The organism is Nonomuraea sp. NPDC003754, from assembly GCF_053605785.1.
The window spans coordinates 166,544-184,077 of record NZ_JBSGJX010000008.1; the positions used below are offsets into that span (position 1 = coordinate 166,544).

Genomic DNA, 17,534 nt, shown 5'->3' on the forward strand with positions numbered 1-17,534 from the left:
CCGTTCGTTGCCTGCCTCAATCCGGCCACGCTGTCGGGCGTGGCTCTCCCGCAGTTTCTCGCCCTGGCGGCGGCCGCCGGATTCAGCGCGGTCGAGCTGTCGATCCAGCAGGCTCAGGCCCACGGCCTGGACCGGGTGCGCGACCTGCTGGCCGAACACCGGTTGAACGTCGCGGCCGCGAGCGGCATCCTGCCCGCCGGGCCGGTACTGCCCGCCCCGCTCCTGACCGGCCCGGACGCCTACCAGACGTGCCTGACCGGGCTTGGTGAACGCCTCGCGGCGTTCGCCGCACTGGGCTGCCCGATCGCCACCACCGTGCTGAACCCGCGCTCAGACCTTCCCCAGGCCGAGGCGCTGCAGGTTGCCGCCTGCCGTATCGGCGTGCTCGCCGACGCGGCCGCCGAGCACGGGGTGCGGCTGGCCGTCGAAGCGGTCAGCGTCCAGGCCGGGCTGCCGCCCGAGCTGGACGGCCCGCACCCGGTGGCCGACACGCTGCCGCAACTGGCTGATCTCCTGGCTCAGGGCGGGCGCGGCAATGCGGTGGCGCTGGTCGACTCCTTCCACTGGGCGGCGGCCGGGGCCGAGCCCGGCCACATCACGGCGCTCGGTACCGGCGCGGTCGGGCACGTGCAGATCGCCGACACCCCCGCGGGCGGGCCCGAGTGGAGCGACGCCGCACGGCTGTTCCCCGGCGAGGGGGCGCTGCCGTGGCCAGTCTTCGCCCGCGCCCTGGCCGGCGTCGGCTACAGCGGGGCGGTCTCGGTGGAGCTGTTCAACCCCGACCTGCGGGCCCTGCCCGAGCAGGAGATCGCCCGCCGCTCCCACCAGGCGGCCACCGGCTGCTGGCGCAGCGCGCAGGTGCCCCGATGACCCGCACGCACCGGCCATGGCGGCTGGCCGTCGCCGGTTGCGGCGCCGCCGCATTCGGCCTGCACCTTCCGCACCTGACCACCACCCCGGCGTTCGAGGTCGTCGCCCTCACCGACCGCGATCCGGCTCGCGCCCGCGCCGCCGCCGAGCGCTTCGCCGTGCCCCGTCTGGCCGCGAGCGTCCCCGAACTACTGGCGGGGGCCGACATGCTGGTGGTCCTCACCGGCGTGCACGAAGACCTCATCAGCATGGCTCTGACGGCCGGGCTCCATGTCTTCACGGAAAAGCCCGTGGGCTTGGACGCCGCCCGCAGCCGGGCCCTGGTCGAGCAGGCGCGCACAGCCGGGCTGCTGCTCGAAGTCGGGGCGATGCGCGCCCACGACCCGGCCCTGCACGCCGCTCTGGCTGCGGTCCCCGAACCGTCGCAAGGGTGGCTGGTCAAGGCCGACGGGCTCGACGAGGCCGCCCGCCGGCGCATCCTGCCGGACGGGTTCGCCCCCTACACCTTCGCCGACGACCCGCCGCAGAACGTGCCGCCGGGCTTGGAAGGTCACCAGGTGACGGCGCTGCAGATCCTTCTGTGGCAGGGCTACCACCTGCTGACCGCCCTGACCCTGGCCGCCGCTGGCGTCCAGCCGGCCGCCTGCGTCGTGGACCCTGCCGGGCAGTCCCTGCACGCCACCCTGCGCGGCCCGGCCGGGCAACTGTTCACGCTGATCATCGGCGCCACCCCCGCAGGCGTCTTCCGCGAACAGATCCACCTAGCCGACGCCATCGAGGCCGCCACCGTGGACTTCGCCCGCCCCTACGAGACGGCGGCCACCACCCGCGTCACCACCAGCGCCGACGGTGAACACACCGGCTTCGGCGATCCGTTCGCCGCCATGTGGAAGGCCATCGACGGACGGCTCTCCGGCCAGCACTCGGCCGACCTGCCGACCAGCGCGGACCTCGCCGTCCGCGTGGAAAACCTCGCGCTCGGCCTGGCCACCATGACCACACCCTGCCCCACCCGCACCAAGACGAAGGACACCGACCATGCCCGGAGCTGACGCCCCCATACTCGTCCTGGACGGGCCGCCCGGGGCGGGCAAAACATCCCTGCTCGCCCGGATGCTGCCCGCCTTGGGCGACGCATGCCTGTGGTTCACCGAACCCAACCCCCGCCTGGCGGCCGGACTGCGCGGCCCCGTACACCCCTCATCCGCCGGGCACTCGCTGTGGTTCCTGCGGCACGAACTGGACAAAGCCCGCGCGATGAAGACCCTGTCCGCCGACCCGGACACCCACCTGCTCATCTCCGACCGCAACCACCTCGGCGCTCTGGCCTACTGCTGGGCCACCCGGGCGGAGGACTCGCTGCCCTACCGCACCGCCGTCGACTTCTACACCCGGCGCATCGCCCCCGCCCTGCCCCAGCACGTCCTGACCGCGATCTTGCTGGTCAGCCCCGAGCAGAGCCTGAACCGGCGCGGCAACGTCGCCGAACGCCCCCGCTGGCAGCAGTGGTTCGACGAAGGGCTCCTGCAGCGGCTGCGCACCTTCTACACCGACGTCGCCCCCGCCCTGTGCCCCTCCCCTCCGCTGATCATCGATACCGACGGCGCGTCACCGGATACCGTCCTGACGGCGGTCGCCGGGCTGCTGTCCGAAGCCGGCCTGCCCGGCAGCGCCCAGCGGCTGCTCACCAGCACCGCGCCTGCCATCTCTCCCGAACTGGCGGCGCACTTCGCCGACACCTACGAAGCGCTCGGCGGGCTGGAGGCGCTCGGGCATCCCTTCACCGAACCTCTCGACCACCGGGGCGCAACCGTCCAGCTGTGCCAGCTCGGCGCCCTGCACCGCGGCCCCTCCGGCCGGACCAGGCTGTGGGATTTGCTGGCAGATGACCCCATGCGGGCAGCGTGATGAGCGGCCGCACCCCGTGCGTCGTCGGCATCAACCTCGGCCATGACGGCGGCGCCGCCCTGATCACCGAAAACACGATGATCGCGATCAGCGAGGAACGCCTCAACCGCACCCGCTACAGCCCCGGCTGGCAAGCCGCCCTGCTGTACTGCCTGCGGGCCGCCGGACGCCGACTCGACGACGTCGGCCTGGTCGTGGTCTCCGGCATCGGACACCACCCGCCCACGCCCGCCGAGACGGGGCTGTCCTGCCTGGGCGTCGAGGCGGCCCGCATCCGCGCCGTCGACCACCACCTGGCCCACGCCTACACCGCCTACTGCCTCAGCCCCTTCGAACAGGCCACCGTCCTGGTGGTCGACGGAGGCGGCAACAACCACGACACCGAGACCTTCTACGCGGCCACCCCCACACAGATCACCCGCCTGGGCTCCAACCCGCCCGGCCGTCCCCGCGCCGGCGGCATCGGCGCCACCTACGAAGCCTTCACCAACTGGCTGGGCTGGCACGAGCAGGAAGCCGGCAAGGTCATGGCGCTGGCCGCCTACGGCAACCCCCACGCCTACCCCGCCCCGCTGTTCGACGTCACCGACGCGGCCGTCCACGGCCGCCTGACACGCACCCACGCCGCCGGCGTGGCCGAACTCGCCGCACGCACCGGCTGGAACTTCGGCCCCCCAGACAGCCTCGGCAGCGACACGCGCGGCATCAACGCCGCCGCCTACCTCCAAGCCCAGACCGAACAAGCCCTGTGCGCGCTGGCCGAACAGACCATCGCCGCCACCGGACAGGGCAATCTGTGTTTCGCCGGCGGCGTCGCCCTCAACTGCGTCGCCGCCGACAAACTCCGCCGCCTCCCGGCCGTCACCGGATACTTCGCCCCGCCCGCCGCCTCCGACCGCGGCCAAGCCCTCGGCTGCGCCCTGTACGGCTGGCACCGGCTGATCGGCGAGCTGCCGCGCCGACCCTTGGCCATAGACTCCTTCGGACGCCCCTACACCGGCAGCGAAATCGAACAAGCCCTGCTACGCGACCCACGGTCCGGCCTCGTCGAGCGCCGCCGCACCCCCTACCGGTGGCGCCGCGAGAGCGACATCGCCCGGGCCGCCGCCCAGATGATCGCCGAAGGAAAGATCGTCGGCTGGTTCACCGGCGGCAGCGAACTCGGCCCCCGCGCCCTCGGCCACCGCAGCATCCTGGCCGACCCGCGCACCACCGCCGGCTCACAGGCGCTCAACGACCGCATCAAGCACCGCGAACCCTTCCGGCCCTTCGCCCCCGCCGTCCTGGCCGCCCACGCCCACGACTGGTTCGACCTCGACGTGCCCTCCCCGTTCATGCTCCTGGCCCCGCCGGTCCGCCCGGAACCCGCAGGCAAGATCGCGGGCGTCGTACACACCGACGGGACCGCCCGCGTCCAGAGCGTCGAGCCCGACCACTCCCCGGCCTTCGCCGCGGTGATCGAACACTTTCACCAGATCACCGGCATACCCCTCGTGCTCAACACCAGCTTCAACGACCGCGAGCCCATCGTGGAAACCCCTGCCCACGCCCTGGCCACCTTCCAGGCGTGCGACCTGGATGCCGCCTGCATCGGGGACTACCTGATCGAGCGGGGCTGAACTGCCACAATGAGCAACATGAGCACCCCGCCGCTGCGCGCAGCCGCCCGCGTCATCGCCCTGGACGACGACCAGCGGGTGCTACTGCTGCGCTACGCGGAGAACGGCGACTTCTGGGCCACCCCGGGCGGCTCGCTCGACAACGGCGAGGACCACACCACCGCACTGCACCGCGAGCTGCGCGAAGAGCTCGGCATCAAGGAGGGCGACGTCCAACTGGGCGCCCTGATCGCCGAGCGCAGCAAGGAACATCAGGTCGGCGGCAAGCAGGTTCTCCAGGTCGAGCGGTACTACCTCGCGCAGATCACCGCCGACGATCTCGACCCCGACCGCGCCACCCAGCCCGACACCATCCAGGCCCACCGCTGGTGGAGCCTCGATGATCTACGCTCGACGAGCGAGACCATCTATCCGATCGGCCTCGATGCTCTCATAACTGAACTGTTGAGCGTAGGCGTGCCCGAGCGGCCCATCCTCTTGCAGTGACTCGCTGTGGGTCCAGACCCGCGCCGTTCCCCCGAAACGGTGACAACGCCTAACTCGGGTCGGCCCAGGTGTTCACAGACCCAGCTCCCGCAGCTGGGCGGGGCGCAACGGCCGCCAGCCATCACTCAGCTTGGCCAGCTCCGCCTCCACATCGACGTGGATCGCCCCGAAAAAATTGATGTTGTCGCTGTGCCCGGGCGAAATATGAGCAAGCACCTCGTCGGGGACGTCGCGGCCCTGGGCGCGCAGGTCGAGGACCGCCTTAGAATAATATTCCGTGGTCCAGGTCGCCACACAGTTGGTCAACACGGTCAAACACCACGCCTGCTCGGTCTGCTGCGACAGGTGCGCCTTGGTGACCATGCCCTGCTGGGCGTAGTGCAGGTCACGGCGCGGGCATGCAGAGACTCGCCCTTGTTGAGCTGGCGGGTGATCTTCCGCCGGTACGCCGGATCCGACAAATACTTCGCGGTGTGCACGGTACGGCGCAGCATCCCCCACTCCTTGAGCGCGGCGACCAGGGTGTTCCGCCGGGAGGCCGCCGACCACTTGCCGACGATCAACGACGCGGTGGCCTGCCCGAACTTCAGCGACCCGGCCATCCGCAGTAGATCCGGCCAGCACTCGGCCACCAGAGCCTCGTTCCACCGGGCGCCCAGCAGCGGCCCCGCGTGCGGGTAGAGCTTGCCGATCTCGGTCGGGGCGTTGTCCCGCACCAAGGTGACCCTGGTCAGATCCCGCATCCGCGGCGTCAATGCCTTGCCCACCAAATCGAAGAGGGCGAAGTTGATGAGCGTGGCACCGTGCGTATCGGTCACGTGTTCGACGATCGGCAGATCGGTGGCGTTGCCGAGGAACTCATCCAGCGCGAAATGGCCTTCCCGCGCCGTCGGCACGATGATTTTCGTGCTGTAGGTGGACAACACCTGCCCGCCGTGGATGGTCATGGTCCGCCCGGTCAAGCTCTTGCCGCGCACCGGAAAGCGCTGCCCGTCGGAGGAGGACATGGTGCCGCCGCCGAACACCTTGGCCAGGGCCAGCCCGTAGTGATGGTCCACGACGCAGGTGTTGGCCTCGCGCAGCGTCTCCTCGCGCACGTACCACTCCATCGTCCAGGCCAGGGTGTCGTAGGAGATGCCGCTAGCCTCGCTCATCTTGGCCAACCCCAAGTTTGTGGCCTGGCTGATGAGCACCGCGAGGATGTTGCGCTTGAGCTCGGGGAGCTGGCCAGCTTCTTGCCCCCTGCGTGGGTGAAGCAGTCCAGGAACTTCGTCCGCGCGTCGAGTTCGATGAGCAGTGAGGCGATCGGCGCGAACGGCAACATGCCCGCCAGCTCGTCTTTCAGCTCCTTGGCCTCGGCCGGGATGTCCTCGGCCGACAACGGCGGAATCACCAGGTGATCGTCGTCTCCAGGCGGACCGTGCCGCTGTCGTCGGGCAAGGCGCCCGACAGCGTGGTCTCCAGCTCTGCCAGGGCGGTGTGCAGCTCCTGCTTGCCCTGCTCCAGCGCGTCCGCCGCCTTCGCCGGTTTACGCACCAGGCGGCAGAACTCGGCCCGGCGCGGCGCCCACTGCTCGGGCGTGTACAGGTAGGTGGCCGGGTCGGCGTAGCGGCGCGAGCCCGGCACGAACACGTCCCCGCTGCGCAACCCATCACGTAGACCCAGCAGCACACAGCTCCCAATAGTGGCGAAGGCGGTGTCATCGCCTCCCTTGCGGGTCTTCTCCAGGTAGCCGGCGTACCGGGTGGGCACGAAGACCGTCGGCGCGCCATCGGGGACCTTACGGCCGCCGGTCCGGTTCAACTCCGTCAAGATCGCCACGGCTCGCATCAGCTCGGTCGTGCCCGACCCGCCATGAAAATCGATTGCCGCCAGCACCAGCGGAGTGAACTGCCGCAGGTAGGAGTGGGAGGAGGCCATCTCCGACAGGCGGCCGTGATCCTTCGGCAGCGCCTTCCACCCGCCCGTGGTCACCTCCCGCAACTTCCTCATGCCGCTCCGCTCCCGCAGCAACCCGCCCACCCGCACGTCCGGAACCCCGGAGTCGGCCAGCACCGGCAAGATCACCTGTAGTAGCAACTGCCGGGCCTCGCCGGTCTTGGCTCGCTCTACCAACGCCCCATCGGTCTTGATCTTCGCCCGGGACTCCCGCGCCGAAACAGCCTGATCGAACAGCGCCACCACCTCATCGAGCTGGTCGATCGCGGCCTGGGCGACGAACGCCAGCAAGATCGGATACCGGCCGCTCGCGGCGCCGCTCCAACCCCTGATTGGGGGACCGGCGCGCCACCTGGGCCAGGAACCGGCGCCGCTCGTTCGGCAGCGCCGACACGTCCAACTGGTGCGCGTCCATGGCGCGCAGCCACGCCAGCTTGTCGATCGAGGTCTTCACCGCCGTAGACGAGGCCTCGGTCGCGGGTTTGGTCAGCCATTCCAACCGGGTGCACCCCAGTCCGGCATCGACCTTCAGTAGCAGATCCAGGTCCGAGCGGACCTGTGTGGTGAGCAGGTGCGCCACCTTGTGCGAGGTCAGCTCACCGGCGGCCGCCCGGGCCGCGCCGACCATCTTCGCCAACGTGATCGCCCCGGGCCGGATCACCTTCGCCGACATCAGATACTCGCGCGCCAGGTTGAACAACAACGTCGGCGAATCGTGCTCCATGGCCCGGTCGGTGAGGAACTGTTCCAGTTCTTTCATCTCCTGGCTGCCGGCGGAGGCGTTCTTCCAGCCCAGGTACTTGGCGACCTGGCCCAGGTGGTCGGACCGGGTATGGGCCCGCCGCCCGTAGCCCCGCAACGCCCCCGGAGCCAGACCCAGCGCTTTGGCCAACCGGGCCACCGCCACCGGCGGAGCCGACGCCACGTCGTCGGGCACGAACCCGAGCCAGGGCAACGTCGAGAGTTGAACGGCGATCCCGAGCCGATCGACCGGGCCTCGTCCCCGCCCCGGATTCACGAATGACACATCCGCAGGCGTCAACGTGAAGTACGTGATCAACTCATCGCGGCCGATATCCGGGAACGACCGCAACTGCTTTAACTGCTCCTTGGAGAACATCTTCTCCGACACCGAACCATCCCACGCTCCCGACCGGGCAAACCGGAATAGAACGTAGCGGAAACGATCTCCGACCCCGATATTGACCCCTCATCACCGCAGGTCAAGGGCATATTCGACGAAAGTTTCGTCAGGACTACTGGGACCCCCACCAGCAGGCGGCGGGCCCGCAGCACGCGCCCGTCGGCCAGTTCGACGGCGAAACCTTCGCCCGCGTCCGGCCGCCGGGCCGCCACGACCGTGGCCTCCAGCACCTGACCGCCGTAGCCGGCCAGCTCGCGCCGCCCTGCGGCGAGGAGTTCGGCCGGGCGGATGCCGTCACGTGACAGATAGTTGTGCACCCCCGCGGCGGGCGCGTTGCGCGGCCGGCCCGCATCGACCACGACCACCCGGCGGCGGAGCCGGCTCAACGCCACCGCCCCTGCCAACCCGGCGGCACCACCGCCGATGACGACGACGTCCGTCTCATCCTGCACGGTCACCTGCGCATCACGTGCTCTCGACATGAGCATCACCTCCGCGCCGACCTTGCAGGACGCTCGGCAAGTACGGCAAAGAAGCATGACGAAATGGCAAAACGCGCGAACCTGGCGCACTGGCGAAGGAGTCACCGGACGCGATCGACGCTGTCCTGCACCGGGTGGGGCCACGGCTGCGGGAGCCGCGCCGGCGCCGGGGAGCCACCGCACCCCCACCCCCCTCGCTCCCGGCCCCGCGCCCGCCGATGTCCTCACAGCCTGTCCGACCGCGTGGGTGAACGCGTCCACCTCCGTGCCCGCCCACGCAGGCCCGGTACGGCCGGCACCGACGATCGCCCGACCGGTTCGCCAGACGACCGGCCGAGCACGCGCTGATCGATGAGACCTGAGGAGAGCGACCCGATCCGCGCGCTCGCTCAGACCGCGGGGGACCTCGGCCCGCTCGTGGCCAGACGCATGCCCACGTAGGCCCCGATCCCGGTGATCATCGCGTGATGCGTCCTGACCCGCCTGAACTCGGCGAAGCCCAACTTCTCGTACAGGCGCAGGGCCGGGCGGTTGTTGTCGGCGACGGGGTCGAGCACGTACTCGTCGTACTGCGGCAGGGTGAGCAGGTGACGGATGACGGCCGTCGCCACGCCCTGGCCGCGGAAGTTCAGGCCGGTCGCGACGAACTCCAGCGAGGCCATCCCCTCCCTGGCGTACGGCAGGGCCTTCTCGAATTCCCGCTTGAACGAGATGTCGGCGATCGTCCCCTTCAACCAACCTAAATGCCTGCGCAGCTCCCGCCGGTCGTGCCGGACCGCCCGCTGCCGCCCGTCGGTGCACGCGACGATGCCCGCCGGCTCCCCGTCGACCAGCCCGACGTAGAACAGGTCGAGCACCAGCATGTGCGCCAGGGCGTCGGTGAGCTTCTCCGGATCCTTGGAGAAATACGACAGATCTGGACCGAAGCCGTCAACGAAGATCCTCGTGATCGCCTTGCGGTAACTCTCGCCCAGGTCCGCGGCCCGCTTGACCTCGATCATGGTTCAGCCTTCCTTCCGCCGGGTGATGAGCGCCTCGACGCCGTCGAGGAGCAGAGTGAGGCCGAAGACGAAGTCGGCGTCCTCGACCCACTCAGGCGCGGCGCCGAACGCGCCGGACTCCAGCGCCGCCGCCAGCCCCGGATACCCGTCGGCGTCGACCAGCTGGGAGAGCATCGCGGCGTAGCCGGCCGGGCCCTCGGGTCCCGCCTCGTCGACCGTCCCGCTCATGGCGACGGCGAGCGTGGCGGCGCTGACGGCGTAGGCCGACAGGGTGGTGGTGATGTTGACGGCCTCCGCCGCCGCCAGCCCGGCACCGGTCAGCACCGTCAGCGACCGGTCCAGCCAGCGCAGGGCGCGCGGGCCGACGGGCGGGGTGAGCGGCGCGACCCCCAGCAGCCACGGGTGGCTCGCCAGGAAGTCACGGTGGGCGCGGGTCCACGCGGCCAGGTACGCGCGCCAGGAGAGGTCGCCCGGCTCGGGCGGATCCGGGGCCGCCGTGTCCACCATCGCGGCGAGCAGGTCGTCCTTGCTCTCGACGTAGCCGTACAGCGCCATCGTGGACACGCCCAGCCGGGCGGCCACGCTGCTCATCCGCACGCCGGCCAGGCCTTCCGCGTCCGCGATCACGATCGCGGCGTCGGCGATCCGGCCGAGCGTCAGACCGGGGCGGGGACCGCGGCGCGACGCCGGTTCCCGCCCCCACATCCGCGCGACCACCGTGGGCAACTCCCGCTCTGCTTCCATCACTCACCTCTCCAATACCGTACGACGTACATTGTATCGCGTACGGAGAAAGGTGTCCCCCGATCGAACAGCAGGTCCTGCAGCGCCTGCCCGCCACGAGACCCACGAGACCGCGGCGTTCCGCTCCACCAACGACCACATCGCTGTCGCGTGCGAGGCACTCCCCGCACCTACACGGTCTTCACCTTGAGGCGAGTGGCCCCCTGGCGTCCGGCCGTGGAGCTTCCGCGAAACCCGCTTACGGACCAGGGCGACCACTGTCAGCTCTCCGGAGGCCGTGCAATCCTCAGCTGACCCGCGTCCTCAGCCACCTCGCCCCTGGTGCGTCGATCCCTAACGGCACCCCAAGTTCCGCGCCGTTGCCGACCTGCCGGCTCGCCTGGGCAAGGAGGAGGCGGTGTCCCTGGGAGTGCCGCTCGTTCGGGGTACTGGCCTTACCTCCTTCACCGTCGTCACCCTGCCTACCCTGGGGTTATGGGCCAGATCGACCACCGCGCCGAGGTCCGCGAGTTTCTCAGCTCACGCCGGGCGCGCATCACTCCGGAGCAGGCGGGGCTGCCCGCCTACGGCGGCAACCGTCGCGTCCAGGGGCTGCGGCGGGAGGAGGTCGCGATGCTCGCGGGCGTCTCCATCGACTACTACGTCCGCATGGAGCGCGGGAACCTCTCCGGCGCCTCCGACAGCGTGCTGGACGCTCTGGCCCGCGCCCTGCAGCTGGACGAGGCCGAGCGTGAGCATCTGTTCTCCCTCGCCCGGACCGCCGGCCCAGGCTCTCGCCGCCGCCGTACGCCCCCGGCCACGGTGCGGCCGGTGATCCAGCAGGTGCTGGATGCCATCACCGACGCCCCGGCCTGGGTGCGCAACGGCCGCCACGACATCGTCGCCACGAACCGCCTGGCCCGCGCCCTCTACGCCCCCGTCCTGGCCGACCCGCGCCGCCCGGCGAACACCGCCCGGTTCGTCTATCTCGATCCGGCCGCGCGGGAGTTCTTCGTCGACTGGGACCGGATCGCCAACGACGCCGCCGCCATGCTCCGGCTGGAGGTGGGCCGCAACCCGTACGACCGGGCGCTGATCGAGCTCGTCGGTGAGCTGTCGACGCGGAGCGAGGTCTTCCGGCAGCGTTGGGCCTCCCACGACGTGCGGTTCCACCGCAGCGGCCAGAAGCGGCTGCGCCACCCGGTGGTCGGGCAGCTCGACCTGAACTTCGAATCGATGGAGCTGCCGTCCGAGCCCGGCCTGACCCTCAACGTCTACACCGCCGCCCCGGGCAGCCCCGCCGCCGACGGCCTGAAGATGCTCGCCAGCTGGGCGGCCACCCAGGACCTCGCCGAGGCACAGCCGGCGGCCCCGGACCAGAGCTGACCACACCACCGGCATTCTGACTCCACATCCCCCGAGCGCGCGATCCGCTGCGCGAAACCATCCCCGCACCGCGCAGTGGGCCCGTCACCCCTGGCTGGGGGGTTCTGCCATTACCTGTAACAGCAGGCCCTGCCGCATGTCATAGCGGGCCTGTTTGATGGAGCTGACCAGGGAAGCCCGAAGCCGCGCCGGCTGCACATCGGCCGGATCGGCCACGAGTTCCCCTGGCTGCCGGTCCGATCGGTGCCGATGCGTCCCGGTGCGCAGCCCGGTCTGAAGGTGGCGCCGCCCGTGCAGGCGGACGACACCCGCGACCGCCGCTCGATCTCTGCGGCGGCACGGATTCACCTGTAACGGACCTGGCCTGGGGCGGCCGGACGACCGGCCCCGGGCAGGCCCGACGACGAAGACAAGAGACGGAAACCCCGATGCGAGCTACCTTCCTGTACGGTGCCGGTGACGTGCGCGTGGAGACCGCGCCCGATCCGGCGATCCAGCAGCCCACCGACGCGCTCGTGCGCATCGTGCGCTCATGCGTCTGCGGCAGCGACCTGCACCCGTACCACAACCTGCCGGCCTCCGAGCAGGGCACCCCGATGGGGCACGAGTTCCTCGGCGTGGTCGAGGATCTCGGCGCCGAAGTGTCCGGGCTCAGGCGTGGTGATCTGGTGGTGGCGCCGTTCGCCTACTCCGACAACACGTGCGCCTTCTGCCGCGAGGGCCTGCACACCTCCTGCCTCAACGGCGGCTTCTGGGCTTCCGGCGGCGTCGGTGGCGGCCAGGCCGAGGCGATCCGCGTCCCGCAGGCGCAGGGCACCCTGGTCAAGCTGCCCGTCGGCGAGGACAGCGAGCTGCTGCCGTCGCTGCTGACGCTGGCGGATGTGTACGGCACCGGCTACCACGCCGCCAAGCGGGCCCACGTCACCCCGCGCACCACGGTGGCGGTCATCGGGGACGGCGCGGTCGGGCTGATGGCGGTGCTGTCGGCCCGGCGGCTCGGCGCCGAGCGGATCATCCTGATGGGCCGCCACGGCGAGCGCACCAAGCTCGGCATCGACTTCGGCGCCACCGACGTCGTGCCCGAGCGCGGCGCCGAAGGCGTCGAGAAGGTGCGCGAGCTGACCGGCGGCCAGGGCGTCCACGCGGTGCTGGAGGCGGTCGGCTACATGAACGCCTACGAGACGGCATTCGGCATCGTCCGTCCCGGCGGTGTCATCAGCCGCGTCGGCGTGCCGCAGTACGAGGACGCGCCGATCGGGTTCGGCAGCCTGTTCGGCCCCAACATCACGCTGACCGGCGGCCCCGCCCCGGTGCGCGCCTACATCGAGGACCTGCTGCCCGACGTGCTGAGCGGCGCGGTCGAGCCGGGCCGGGTGTTCGACCGGACCATCGGCCTGGAGCAGGTGCCCGACGGCTACCGCGCGATGAACGACCGCAGCGTGCTGAAGGTCCTCATCCAGCCCTGACCGAAGGAGCACGATGGCCGCCGCGAGTGCCGCCCTACGGCGCCGACATCATCGGCGGCGGCGTCGACCCCACGTCGCGAGCCGCGACGATCGAACTCGTCCCGAGAGGCGATCATGAAACACACCACGCTGAGAGACCTGGACGTCTCCCGCATCGGCCTGGGCACGATGGGCATGTCCTTCGGCTACACCGGCGCCGGCAGCGACGACGCCGAGTCGATCCGCACCATCCACCGCGCGCTGGAGCTGGGCGTCACCTTTCTCGACACCGCCGAGGTCTACGGCCCGTACGTCAACGAGGACCTCGTCGGCAAGGCCCTGAAAGGCCGTCGCGACCAGGTCGCCGTGGCGACCAAGTTCGGCATGATCTCGCACACCGGCCGCGGCCCCGGCCGCCTCGACAGCAGCCCGGCGAGCATCCGCACCGCCGTCGACGGCTCGCTCAAGCGCCTGGGCACGGACCACATCGACCTGTACTACCAGCACCGCGTCGACCCGGACACCCCGATCGAGGACACCGTCGGTGTCCTTGCCGAATTCGTCCGGCAAGGCAAGATCCGCCACATCGGCCTGTCGGAGGCCGGGCCGGAGACCATCCGCCGCGCCCACGCCGTCCACCCCGTCACCGCGGTGCAGTCGGAGTACTCGCTGTGGACCCGTGACGTCGAGGAGCGGGTGCTGCCGGTGGTGCGCGAGCTGGGCATCGGCTTCGTGCCCTACTCGCCGCTCGGGCACGGCTTCCTCACCGGCGCGATCCGCTCGCCCGAGGAGTTCGACGAGGGCGACTGGCGCAGGACCAGTCCGCGCTTCATGGGCGAGAACTTCCGGCGCAACCTCGCTCTCGCCGACGAGGTGCGGGCCGTCGCGACCGCGGCCGGGGCCACCCCGGCGCAGGTCGCGCTGGCCTGGCTGCTGGCCAAGGGCGAGCACATCGCCCCGATCCCCGGCACCAAGCGGGTCTCGCGCGTGGAGGAGAACATCGCCGCCGACGGCATCGAGCTGACCGCCGAACAGCTCGCCAGGCTCGACAGCCTGCCCCCGGCCGCCGGCGCGGACCACAGCGAGGAGCAGATGCGGATGATCCAACGCTGACGACCGCCACGCCGGGCAGCATGGCCTGCCTGGTCCACGGCACGGCGGCCGGGGGATTCGAGGGGATCCGAGAACGTCAACGGTCTGCCACCACGGCCGCCGGGTGGTCGATCTGCGGGCGGGGGAGCAGACGGCGCGGGCCCGCCCCCGGTTCCGGGGGCGGGCCCGACGGCGCGGCGGTCGCTACTTCAGGTAGGGATTGCGGCGGACGATGTCCAGGCCGCCCCACCACGTGCCGAGGCCGAGGGTGTTGCCGGCGCCGGCCATGGCCAGGCCGATCAGCACGATGGTGTAGACGATGTGGTCGTCCATGAAGGGGTTGGTGGCCAGCGGCAGTTGCGCGGCCCACATCAGCATCAGCATCAGGCCGCCGGCGGCCGCCGCGACACGGGTGCCGATCCCCAGGACGAGCGCCAGGCCGATGCCGAGCAGGCCGGCCATGAAGAGCCAGTCGACCCAGGCCTGTCCGGCGAGGCCGGCGAAGAGCCCGCCGAGCGCGTTCTCGCCCGTGCCCTTCAGGAAGCCGGTGGTGGGGCTGCCGCCGTTGATCCAGGCCTTGGCGGCGGGGGTGGCGAACCCGAAGCCGAAGGTCTTGTCCAGGAACGCCCACAGGAACACCCAGCCGAGCGCGATGCGGGCGACGGCCCACACGTAGTCCACCGGGCGTTTCTTCGGCGTCGCGGGGGCGGGGGCGGTGATGCGCTGTGCGTGGATGGCGGTCATCGCTGCACTCCTTGTTTTGGGGTGCTTCCAGCACACCGCCTGCGCGCTCCGCCGGGCAGTGCCGGAAGGACTCGCTGCGGAAGGACCTTCGGCCCGTTCGGTCCGGGACTTCCGCCGCACCCCGCTCCTCTCCAGCCGGAACGCCAGGCCCCGGCAACGCGCAGGGCCGCCCCGGGTGGGGGCGGCCCAGACGTCAGCCGGGCCAGGCGGCCAGGCTCTCGCGGCGGCGCTGATGGACCGGCGCCGGCTGCTCCAGACGCGTCAGGAGGTGACGGCTCCGGTCAGGCGCCGGCGGAAGACCCAGTACGTCCAGGCCTGGTAGGCCAGCACGACAGGGGTGAAGACGGCCGCGACCCACGTCATCACCGTCAGGGTGTAGGGGCTGGAGGCGGCATTGGTCACGGTCAGGCTGTTGGCCGGGTCCAGCGCGGGCATCACGTCGGGGAACAGGTTGCCGAACAGCGTGACCACCAGGGCGACGATGGCGAGCGCGGTGCCGGTGAAGGCCCAGCCGTCCCGGCCGCGCAGGGTCGCGCCGACCGCGGTCACCAGGCCGCCCGCCGCGACCACCACGGCGATCCAGGTCAGCGGGTTGTCCACGGTGAGGATCAGGAACAGCCCCGCCAGGACGGCGGCCACCGGGCCGAGCAGCCGGGTCACCCGCGTGGCCCGCTGCCGCAGCTCTCCGGTCGTCCGCAGGGCCAGGAACGTGGCCCCGTGAAGGGCGAACAGCGCCGCCGTGGCGATGCCGCCGAGCAGGGCGTAGGGGTTGAGCAGCGTGAGGAGGGTGCCGGTGTACTCGTGGTCGGCGTCCAGCGGCACGCCGCGCACGACGTTGGCCAGCGCCACGCCCCACAGCACGGCCGGGCCGAGGGAGCCCCAGAAGAACGCGCGGTCCCAGCCCTTGGTCGAGGTGGACTTGTTGCGGTACTCCAGCGCCACGCCGCGCACGATCAGCGCCAGCAGGATGAGGAACAGCGGCAGGTAGAAGCCGCTGAACAGGGTGGCGTACCACTCGGGGAAGGCGGCGAAGGTGGCGCCGCCGGCCACCAGCACCCACACCTCGTTGCCGTCCCACACCGGTCCGATGGTGGCGACCATGGTCCTGCGGTCGGCCGCGCTCCGTCCCAGCACCGGCATGAGCATGCCGACGCCGAAGTCGAAGCCTTCCAAGACGAAGTAGCCGGTCCACAGCACGGCGATGAGCAGGAACCAGACGGTGGTGAGTTCCATGGTGTTCCTCAGTAGCTCGGGGCGGGGACGGCGTCGGGGTCGGACTCGGGCGCGGGCTGCTCGTGCGGGCCGATCCTGATGAACTTGAGCAGCAGCCTGATCTCGATCACCGCGAGGATGGCGTAGGCCAGGGTGAAGCCGACCAGCGTGATGGCCACCTCGGCCACGTCCACGCCGGGCGAGACGGCGGCGGCGGTGCGCATGATCCCGAAGACCGTCCACGGCTGGCGGCCCACCTCGGTGAAGATCCACCCCATCGTGTTGGCCGCGAACGGCAGCGCGATCCCGGCGAGCGCGACCCGGTAGAACCAGCGCGACTCCGGCAGCCGTCCGCGCCGCGTCAGCCACAACCCGGCCAGCGCCAGCAGCGCCGACAGCGCGCCGAAGCCGATCATCAGCCGGAAGGTCCAGTACGCGATGCCCACCACCGGCCGGTAGTCGCCGGGGCCGTACTGCCGCTCGTAGCGGGCCTGGATGTCGTTGATGCCCTCGACCTCGCCGTCGAGGGTGTCGGTGGCCAGCAGGCTCAGGCCGTACGGAATCTGGATGTTGATGTGGTTGCGGCCGTTCTCCACGTCGCCCACGGCGAACAGCGAGAAGCCGGCGGCGCGCTCGTCCTCCCACAGCGCCTCGGCGGCCGCCATCTTCATCGGCTGCTGCTCGGTCATGATCTGCGCCTGCCAGTGGCCGGAGAAGGCCACCCCGATCGAGGAGATCATGGTGACGACCATGGCGAACCTGGCGGAGGTGCGGAACAGGTCGACGTCTCGCCCGCGCATCAGGAACCAGGCGCTCACGCCGAGGACGAAGGCGCCGGCGGTGACGAACGCGCCGAAGATGACGTGCGGGAAGGTGACCAGGGTGGTGGAGTTGGTCAGCACCGCCCAGATGTCGGTCAGCTCGGCGCGGCCGTTGTTGATGCGGTAGCCGACCGGGTGCTGCATCCAGGAGTTGGCCGCCAGGATGAAGTAGGCGGAGATGTTCGTACCGATGGCGGCCACCCAGATGGTCGCCAGGTGCAGCCGTGGCGACAGCCGGTCCCACCCGAAGATCCACAGGCCGAGGAAGGTTGATTCCAGGAAGAAGGCCATGAGCCCTTCCATGGCCAGCGGCGCGCCGAACACGTCACCGACGAAGCGGGAGTAGTCACTCCAGTTCATCCCGAACTGGAACTCCTGCACGATGCCGGTGACCACCCCCATCGCGAAGTTGATCAGGAACAGCTTGCCCCAGAACTTCGTCAGCTTGAGGTACTTCTCCTTGCCCGTGCGGTGCCAGGCGGTCTGCAACCCGGCCACGAGGATCGACAGGCCGATGGTCAGGGGGACGAACAGGAAGTGGTAGACGGTGGTGATACCGAACTGCCATCGCGACAGATCAAGGACATCCATGCCTGACAGCGTCGAGGTCGCGCCTGGTGCGGGCGTAGGGCCGGCCGACCCTGCGCGCCGGGACCTTGGTCC

General features: G+C 70.7%; 19 protein-coding genes. 8 read left to right on the forward strand and 11 right to left on the reverse strand.

Annotation, left to right across the window (positions count from 1 at the left end; genetic code table 11):
* Positions 1-39: 39 nt before the first annotated feature.
* The 5 genes from ACWEVS_RS13130 to ACWEVS_RS13150 are packed head-to-tail and all read left to right on the forward strand — an operon-like array spanning position 40 to position 4,883.
* Entirely contained in the window at positions 40-870 is an 831-nt protein-coding gene (locus ACWEVS_RS13130; protein ID WP_452551544.1) for a sugar phosphate isomerase/epimerase family protein, read from the forward strand.
* Positions 867-1,922: a Gfo/Idh/MocA family protein gene (locus ACWEVS_RS13135; protein ID WP_452551546.1), complete on the forward strand. Its 1,056-nt coding sequence runs from the start codon at positions 867-869 to the stop codon at positions 1,920-1,922. The genes ACWEVS_RS13130 and ACWEVS_RS13135 overlap by 4 nt, the downstream gene beginning before the upstream one ends.
* Positions 1,909-2,778 carry a hypothetical protein gene (locus ACWEVS_RS13140; RefSeq protein WP_452551548.1) on the forward strand — a complete coding sequence of 290 codons (870 nt, stop codon included), beginning with the start codon at positions 1,909-1,911 and terminating at the stop codon, positions 2,776-2,778. Before ACWEVS_RS13135 ends, ACWEVS_RS13140 begins: the two co-directional genes overlap by 14 nt.
* A complete protein-coding gene (locus ACWEVS_RS13145) occupies positions 2,778-4,397 on the forward strand; it encodes a carbamoyltransferase family protein (RefSeq protein ID WP_452551549.1) in 1,620 nt (539 codons plus the stop codon). Before ACWEVS_RS13140 ends, ACWEVS_RS13145 begins: the two co-directional genes overlap by 1 nt.
* Before the next feature lie 18 nt (positions 4,398-4,415).
* Positions 4,416-4,883: an NUDIX hydrolase gene (locus tag ACWEVS_RS13150; protein WP_452551551.1), complete on the forward strand. Its 468-nt coding sequence runs from the start codon at positions 4,416-4,418 to the stop codon at positions 4,881-4,883.
* A gap of 72 nt (positions 4,884-4,955) precedes the next feature.
* On the opposite strand, the gene ACWEVS_RS13155 is transcribed toward ACWEVS_RS13150, so the two are convergent.
* From ACWEVS_RS13155 to ACWEVS_RS13190, 8 genes are all read right to left on the reverse strand, one after another.
* Positions 4,956-5,246 (reverse strand): Tn3 family transposase, encoded by a 291-nt coding sequence (locus ACWEVS_RS13155; RefSeq protein ID WP_452551553.1) that lies wholly within the window; start codon positions 5,244-5,246, stop codon positions 4,956-4,958.
* Positions 5,195-6,076 (reverse strand): Tn3 family transposase, encoded by an 882-nt coding sequence (locus ACWEVS_RS13160; protein ID WP_452551555.1) that lies wholly within the window; start codon positions 6,074-6,076, stop codon positions 5,195-5,197. Before ACWEVS_RS13160 ends, ACWEVS_RS13155 begins: the two co-directional genes overlap by 52 nt.
* Positions 6,034-6,276, reverse strand: a complete 243-nt coding sequence (locus ACWEVS_RS13165) for a hypothetical protein (protein ID WP_452551557.1) — start codon at positions 6,274-6,276, stop codon at positions 6,034-6,036. Before ACWEVS_RS13165 ends, ACWEVS_RS13160 begins: the two co-directional genes overlap by 43 nt.
* Complete coding sequence (locus ACWEVS_RS13170; RefSeq protein ID WP_452551559.1) at positions 6,273-7,112, reverse strand: hypothetical protein; 840 nt, start codon at positions 7,110-7,112, stop codon at positions 6,273-6,275. The genes ACWEVS_RS13165 and ACWEVS_RS13170 overlap by 4 nt, the downstream gene beginning before the upstream one ends.
* Positions 7,069-7,953, reverse strand: a complete 885-nt coding sequence (locus ACWEVS_RS13175) for a DUF4158 domain-containing protein (protein WP_452551561.1) — start codon at positions 7,951-7,953, stop codon at positions 7,069-7,071. The genes ACWEVS_RS13170 and ACWEVS_RS13175 overlap by 44 nt, the downstream gene beginning before the upstream one ends.
* Positions 7,920-8,447, reverse strand: a complete 528-nt coding sequence (locus ACWEVS_RS13180; protein WP_452551562.1) for an FAD-binding protein — start codon at positions 8,445-8,447, stop codon at positions 7,920-7,922. Before ACWEVS_RS13180 ends, ACWEVS_RS13175 begins: the two co-directional genes overlap by 34 nt.
* Before the next feature lie 389 nt (positions 8,448-8,836).
* The gene (locus ACWEVS_RS13185) at positions 8,837-9,448 is read right to left on the reverse strand and encodes a GNAT family N-acetyltransferase (RefSeq protein ID WP_452415428.1); all 612 of its coding nucleotides are present in this window, start codon (positions 9,446-9,448) and stop codon (positions 8,837-8,839) included.
* 3 nt (positions 9,449-9,451) lie between these two features.
* Positions 9,452-10,192: a TetR/AcrR family transcriptional regulator C-terminal domain-containing protein gene (locus ACWEVS_RS13190; RefSeq protein ID WP_452415426.1), complete on the reverse strand. Its 741-nt coding sequence runs from the start codon at positions 10,190-10,192 to the stop codon at positions 9,452-9,454.
* A 483-nt stretch (positions 10,193-10,675) separates the two neighbouring features.
* Here ACWEVS_RS13190 and ACWEVS_RS13195 point away from each other — a divergent pair, with 483 nt between their 5' ends.
* The 3 genes from ACWEVS_RS13195 (at position 10,676) to ACWEVS_RS13205 (ending at position 14,115) form a co-directional block, all read left to right on the forward strand.
* A complete protein-coding gene (locus ACWEVS_RS13195) occupies positions 10,676-11,557 on the forward strand; it encodes a helix-turn-helix transcriptional regulator (protein ID WP_452551672.1) in 882 nt (293 codons plus the stop codon).
* A gap of 428 nt (positions 11,558-11,985) precedes the next feature.
* Positions 11,986-13,023: a zinc-dependent alcohol dehydrogenase family protein gene (locus ACWEVS_RS13200; RefSeq protein WP_452551564.1), complete on the forward strand. Its 1,038-nt coding sequence runs from the start codon at positions 11,986-11,988 to the stop codon at positions 13,021-13,023.
* A 114-nt stretch (positions 13,024-13,137) separates the two neighbouring features.
* On the forward strand, positions 13,138-14,115 hold the full coding sequence (locus ACWEVS_RS13205; protein WP_452551566.1) for an aldo/keto reductase: 978 nt from the start codon (positions 13,138-13,140) through the stop codon (positions 14,113-14,115).
* A gap of 183 nt (positions 14,116-14,298) precedes the next feature.
* Here ACWEVS_RS13205 and ACWEVS_RS13210 read toward each other — a convergent pair whose 3' ends face one another.
* From ACWEVS_RS13210 to ACWEVS_RS13220, 3 genes are all read right to left on the reverse strand, one after another.
* Complete coding sequence (locus tag ACWEVS_RS13210) at positions 14,299-14,838, reverse strand: hypothetical protein (protein ID WP_449922841.1); 540 nt, start codon at positions 14,836-14,838, stop codon at positions 14,299-14,301.
* A gap of 261 nt (positions 14,839-15,099) precedes the next feature.
* The gene (cydB, locus tag ACWEVS_RS13215; RefSeq protein ID WP_452551569.1) at positions 15,100-16,071 is read right to left on the reverse strand and encodes a cytochrome d ubiquinol oxidase subunit II; all 972 of its coding nucleotides are present in this window, start codon (positions 16,069-16,071) and stop codon (positions 15,100-15,102) included.
* A gap of 8 nt (positions 16,072-16,079) precedes the next feature.
* Positions 16,080-17,462: a cytochrome ubiquinol oxidase subunit I gene (locus ACWEVS_RS13220; protein WP_449922839.1), complete on the reverse strand. Its 1,383-nt coding sequence runs from the start codon at positions 17,460-17,462 to the stop codon at positions 16,080-16,082.
* Between the last annotated feature and the right edge of the window lie 72 nt (positions 17,463-17,534).

Excerpts from the sequence above, each read along its gene's own strand:
- ACWEVS_RS13140 (WP_452551548.1), top strand. The coding sequence starts at position 1,909 with ATGCCCGGAGCTGACGCCCCCATACTCGTCCTGGACGGGCCGCCCGGG.
- ACWEVS_RS13145 (WP_452551549.1), top strand. The coding sequence starts at position 2,778 with ATGAGCGGCCGCACCCCGTGCGTCGTCGGCATCAACCTCGGCCATGAC.
- ACWEVS_RS13135 (WP_452551546.1), top strand. The coding sequence starts at position 867 with ATGACCCGCACGCACCGGCCATGGCGGCTGGCCGTCGCCGGTTGCGGC.
- ACWEVS_RS13185 (WP_452415428.1), bottom strand. The coding sequence starts at position 9,448 with ATGATCGAGGTCAAGCGGGCCGCGGACCTGGGCGAGAGTTACCGCAAG.
- cydB (WP_452551569.1), bottom strand. The coding sequence starts at position 16,071 with ATGGAACTCACCACCGTCTGGTTCCTGCTCATCGCCGTGCTGTGGACC.
- ACWEVS_RS13180 (WP_452551562.1), bottom strand. The coding sequence starts at position 8,447 with ATGTCGAGAGCACGTGATGCGCAGGTGACCGTGCAGGATGAGACGGAC.
- ACWEVS_RS13200 (WP_452551564.1), top strand. The coding sequence starts at position 11,986 with ATGCGAGCTACCTTCCTGTACGGTGCCGGTGACGTGCGCGTGGAGACC.
- ACWEVS_RS13155 (WP_452551553.1), bottom strand. The coding sequence starts at position 5,246 with ATGGTCACCAAGGCGCACCTGTCGCAGCAGACCGAGCAGGCGTGGTGT.
- ACWEVS_RS13220 (WP_449922839.1), bottom strand. The coding sequence starts at position 17,462 with ATGGATGTCCTTGATCTGTCGCGATGGCAGTTCGGTATCACCACCGTC.
- ACWEVS_RS13150 (WP_452551551.1), top strand. The coding sequence starts at position 4,416 with ATGAGCACCCCGCCGCTGCGCGCAGCCGCCCGCGTCATCGCCCTGGAC.
- ACWEVS_RS13190 (WP_452415426.1), bottom strand. The coding sequence starts at position 10,192 with ATGGAAGCAGAGCGGGAGTTGCCCACGGTGGTCGCGCGGATGTGGGGG.
- ACWEVS_RS13210 (WP_449922841.1), bottom strand. The coding sequence starts at position 14,838 with ATGACCGCCATCCACGCACAGCGCATCACCGCCCCCGCCCCCGCGACG.
- ACWEVS_RS13205 (WP_452551566.1), top strand. The coding sequence starts at position 13,138 with ATGAAACACACCACGCTGAGAGACCTGGACGTCTCCCGCATCGGCCTG.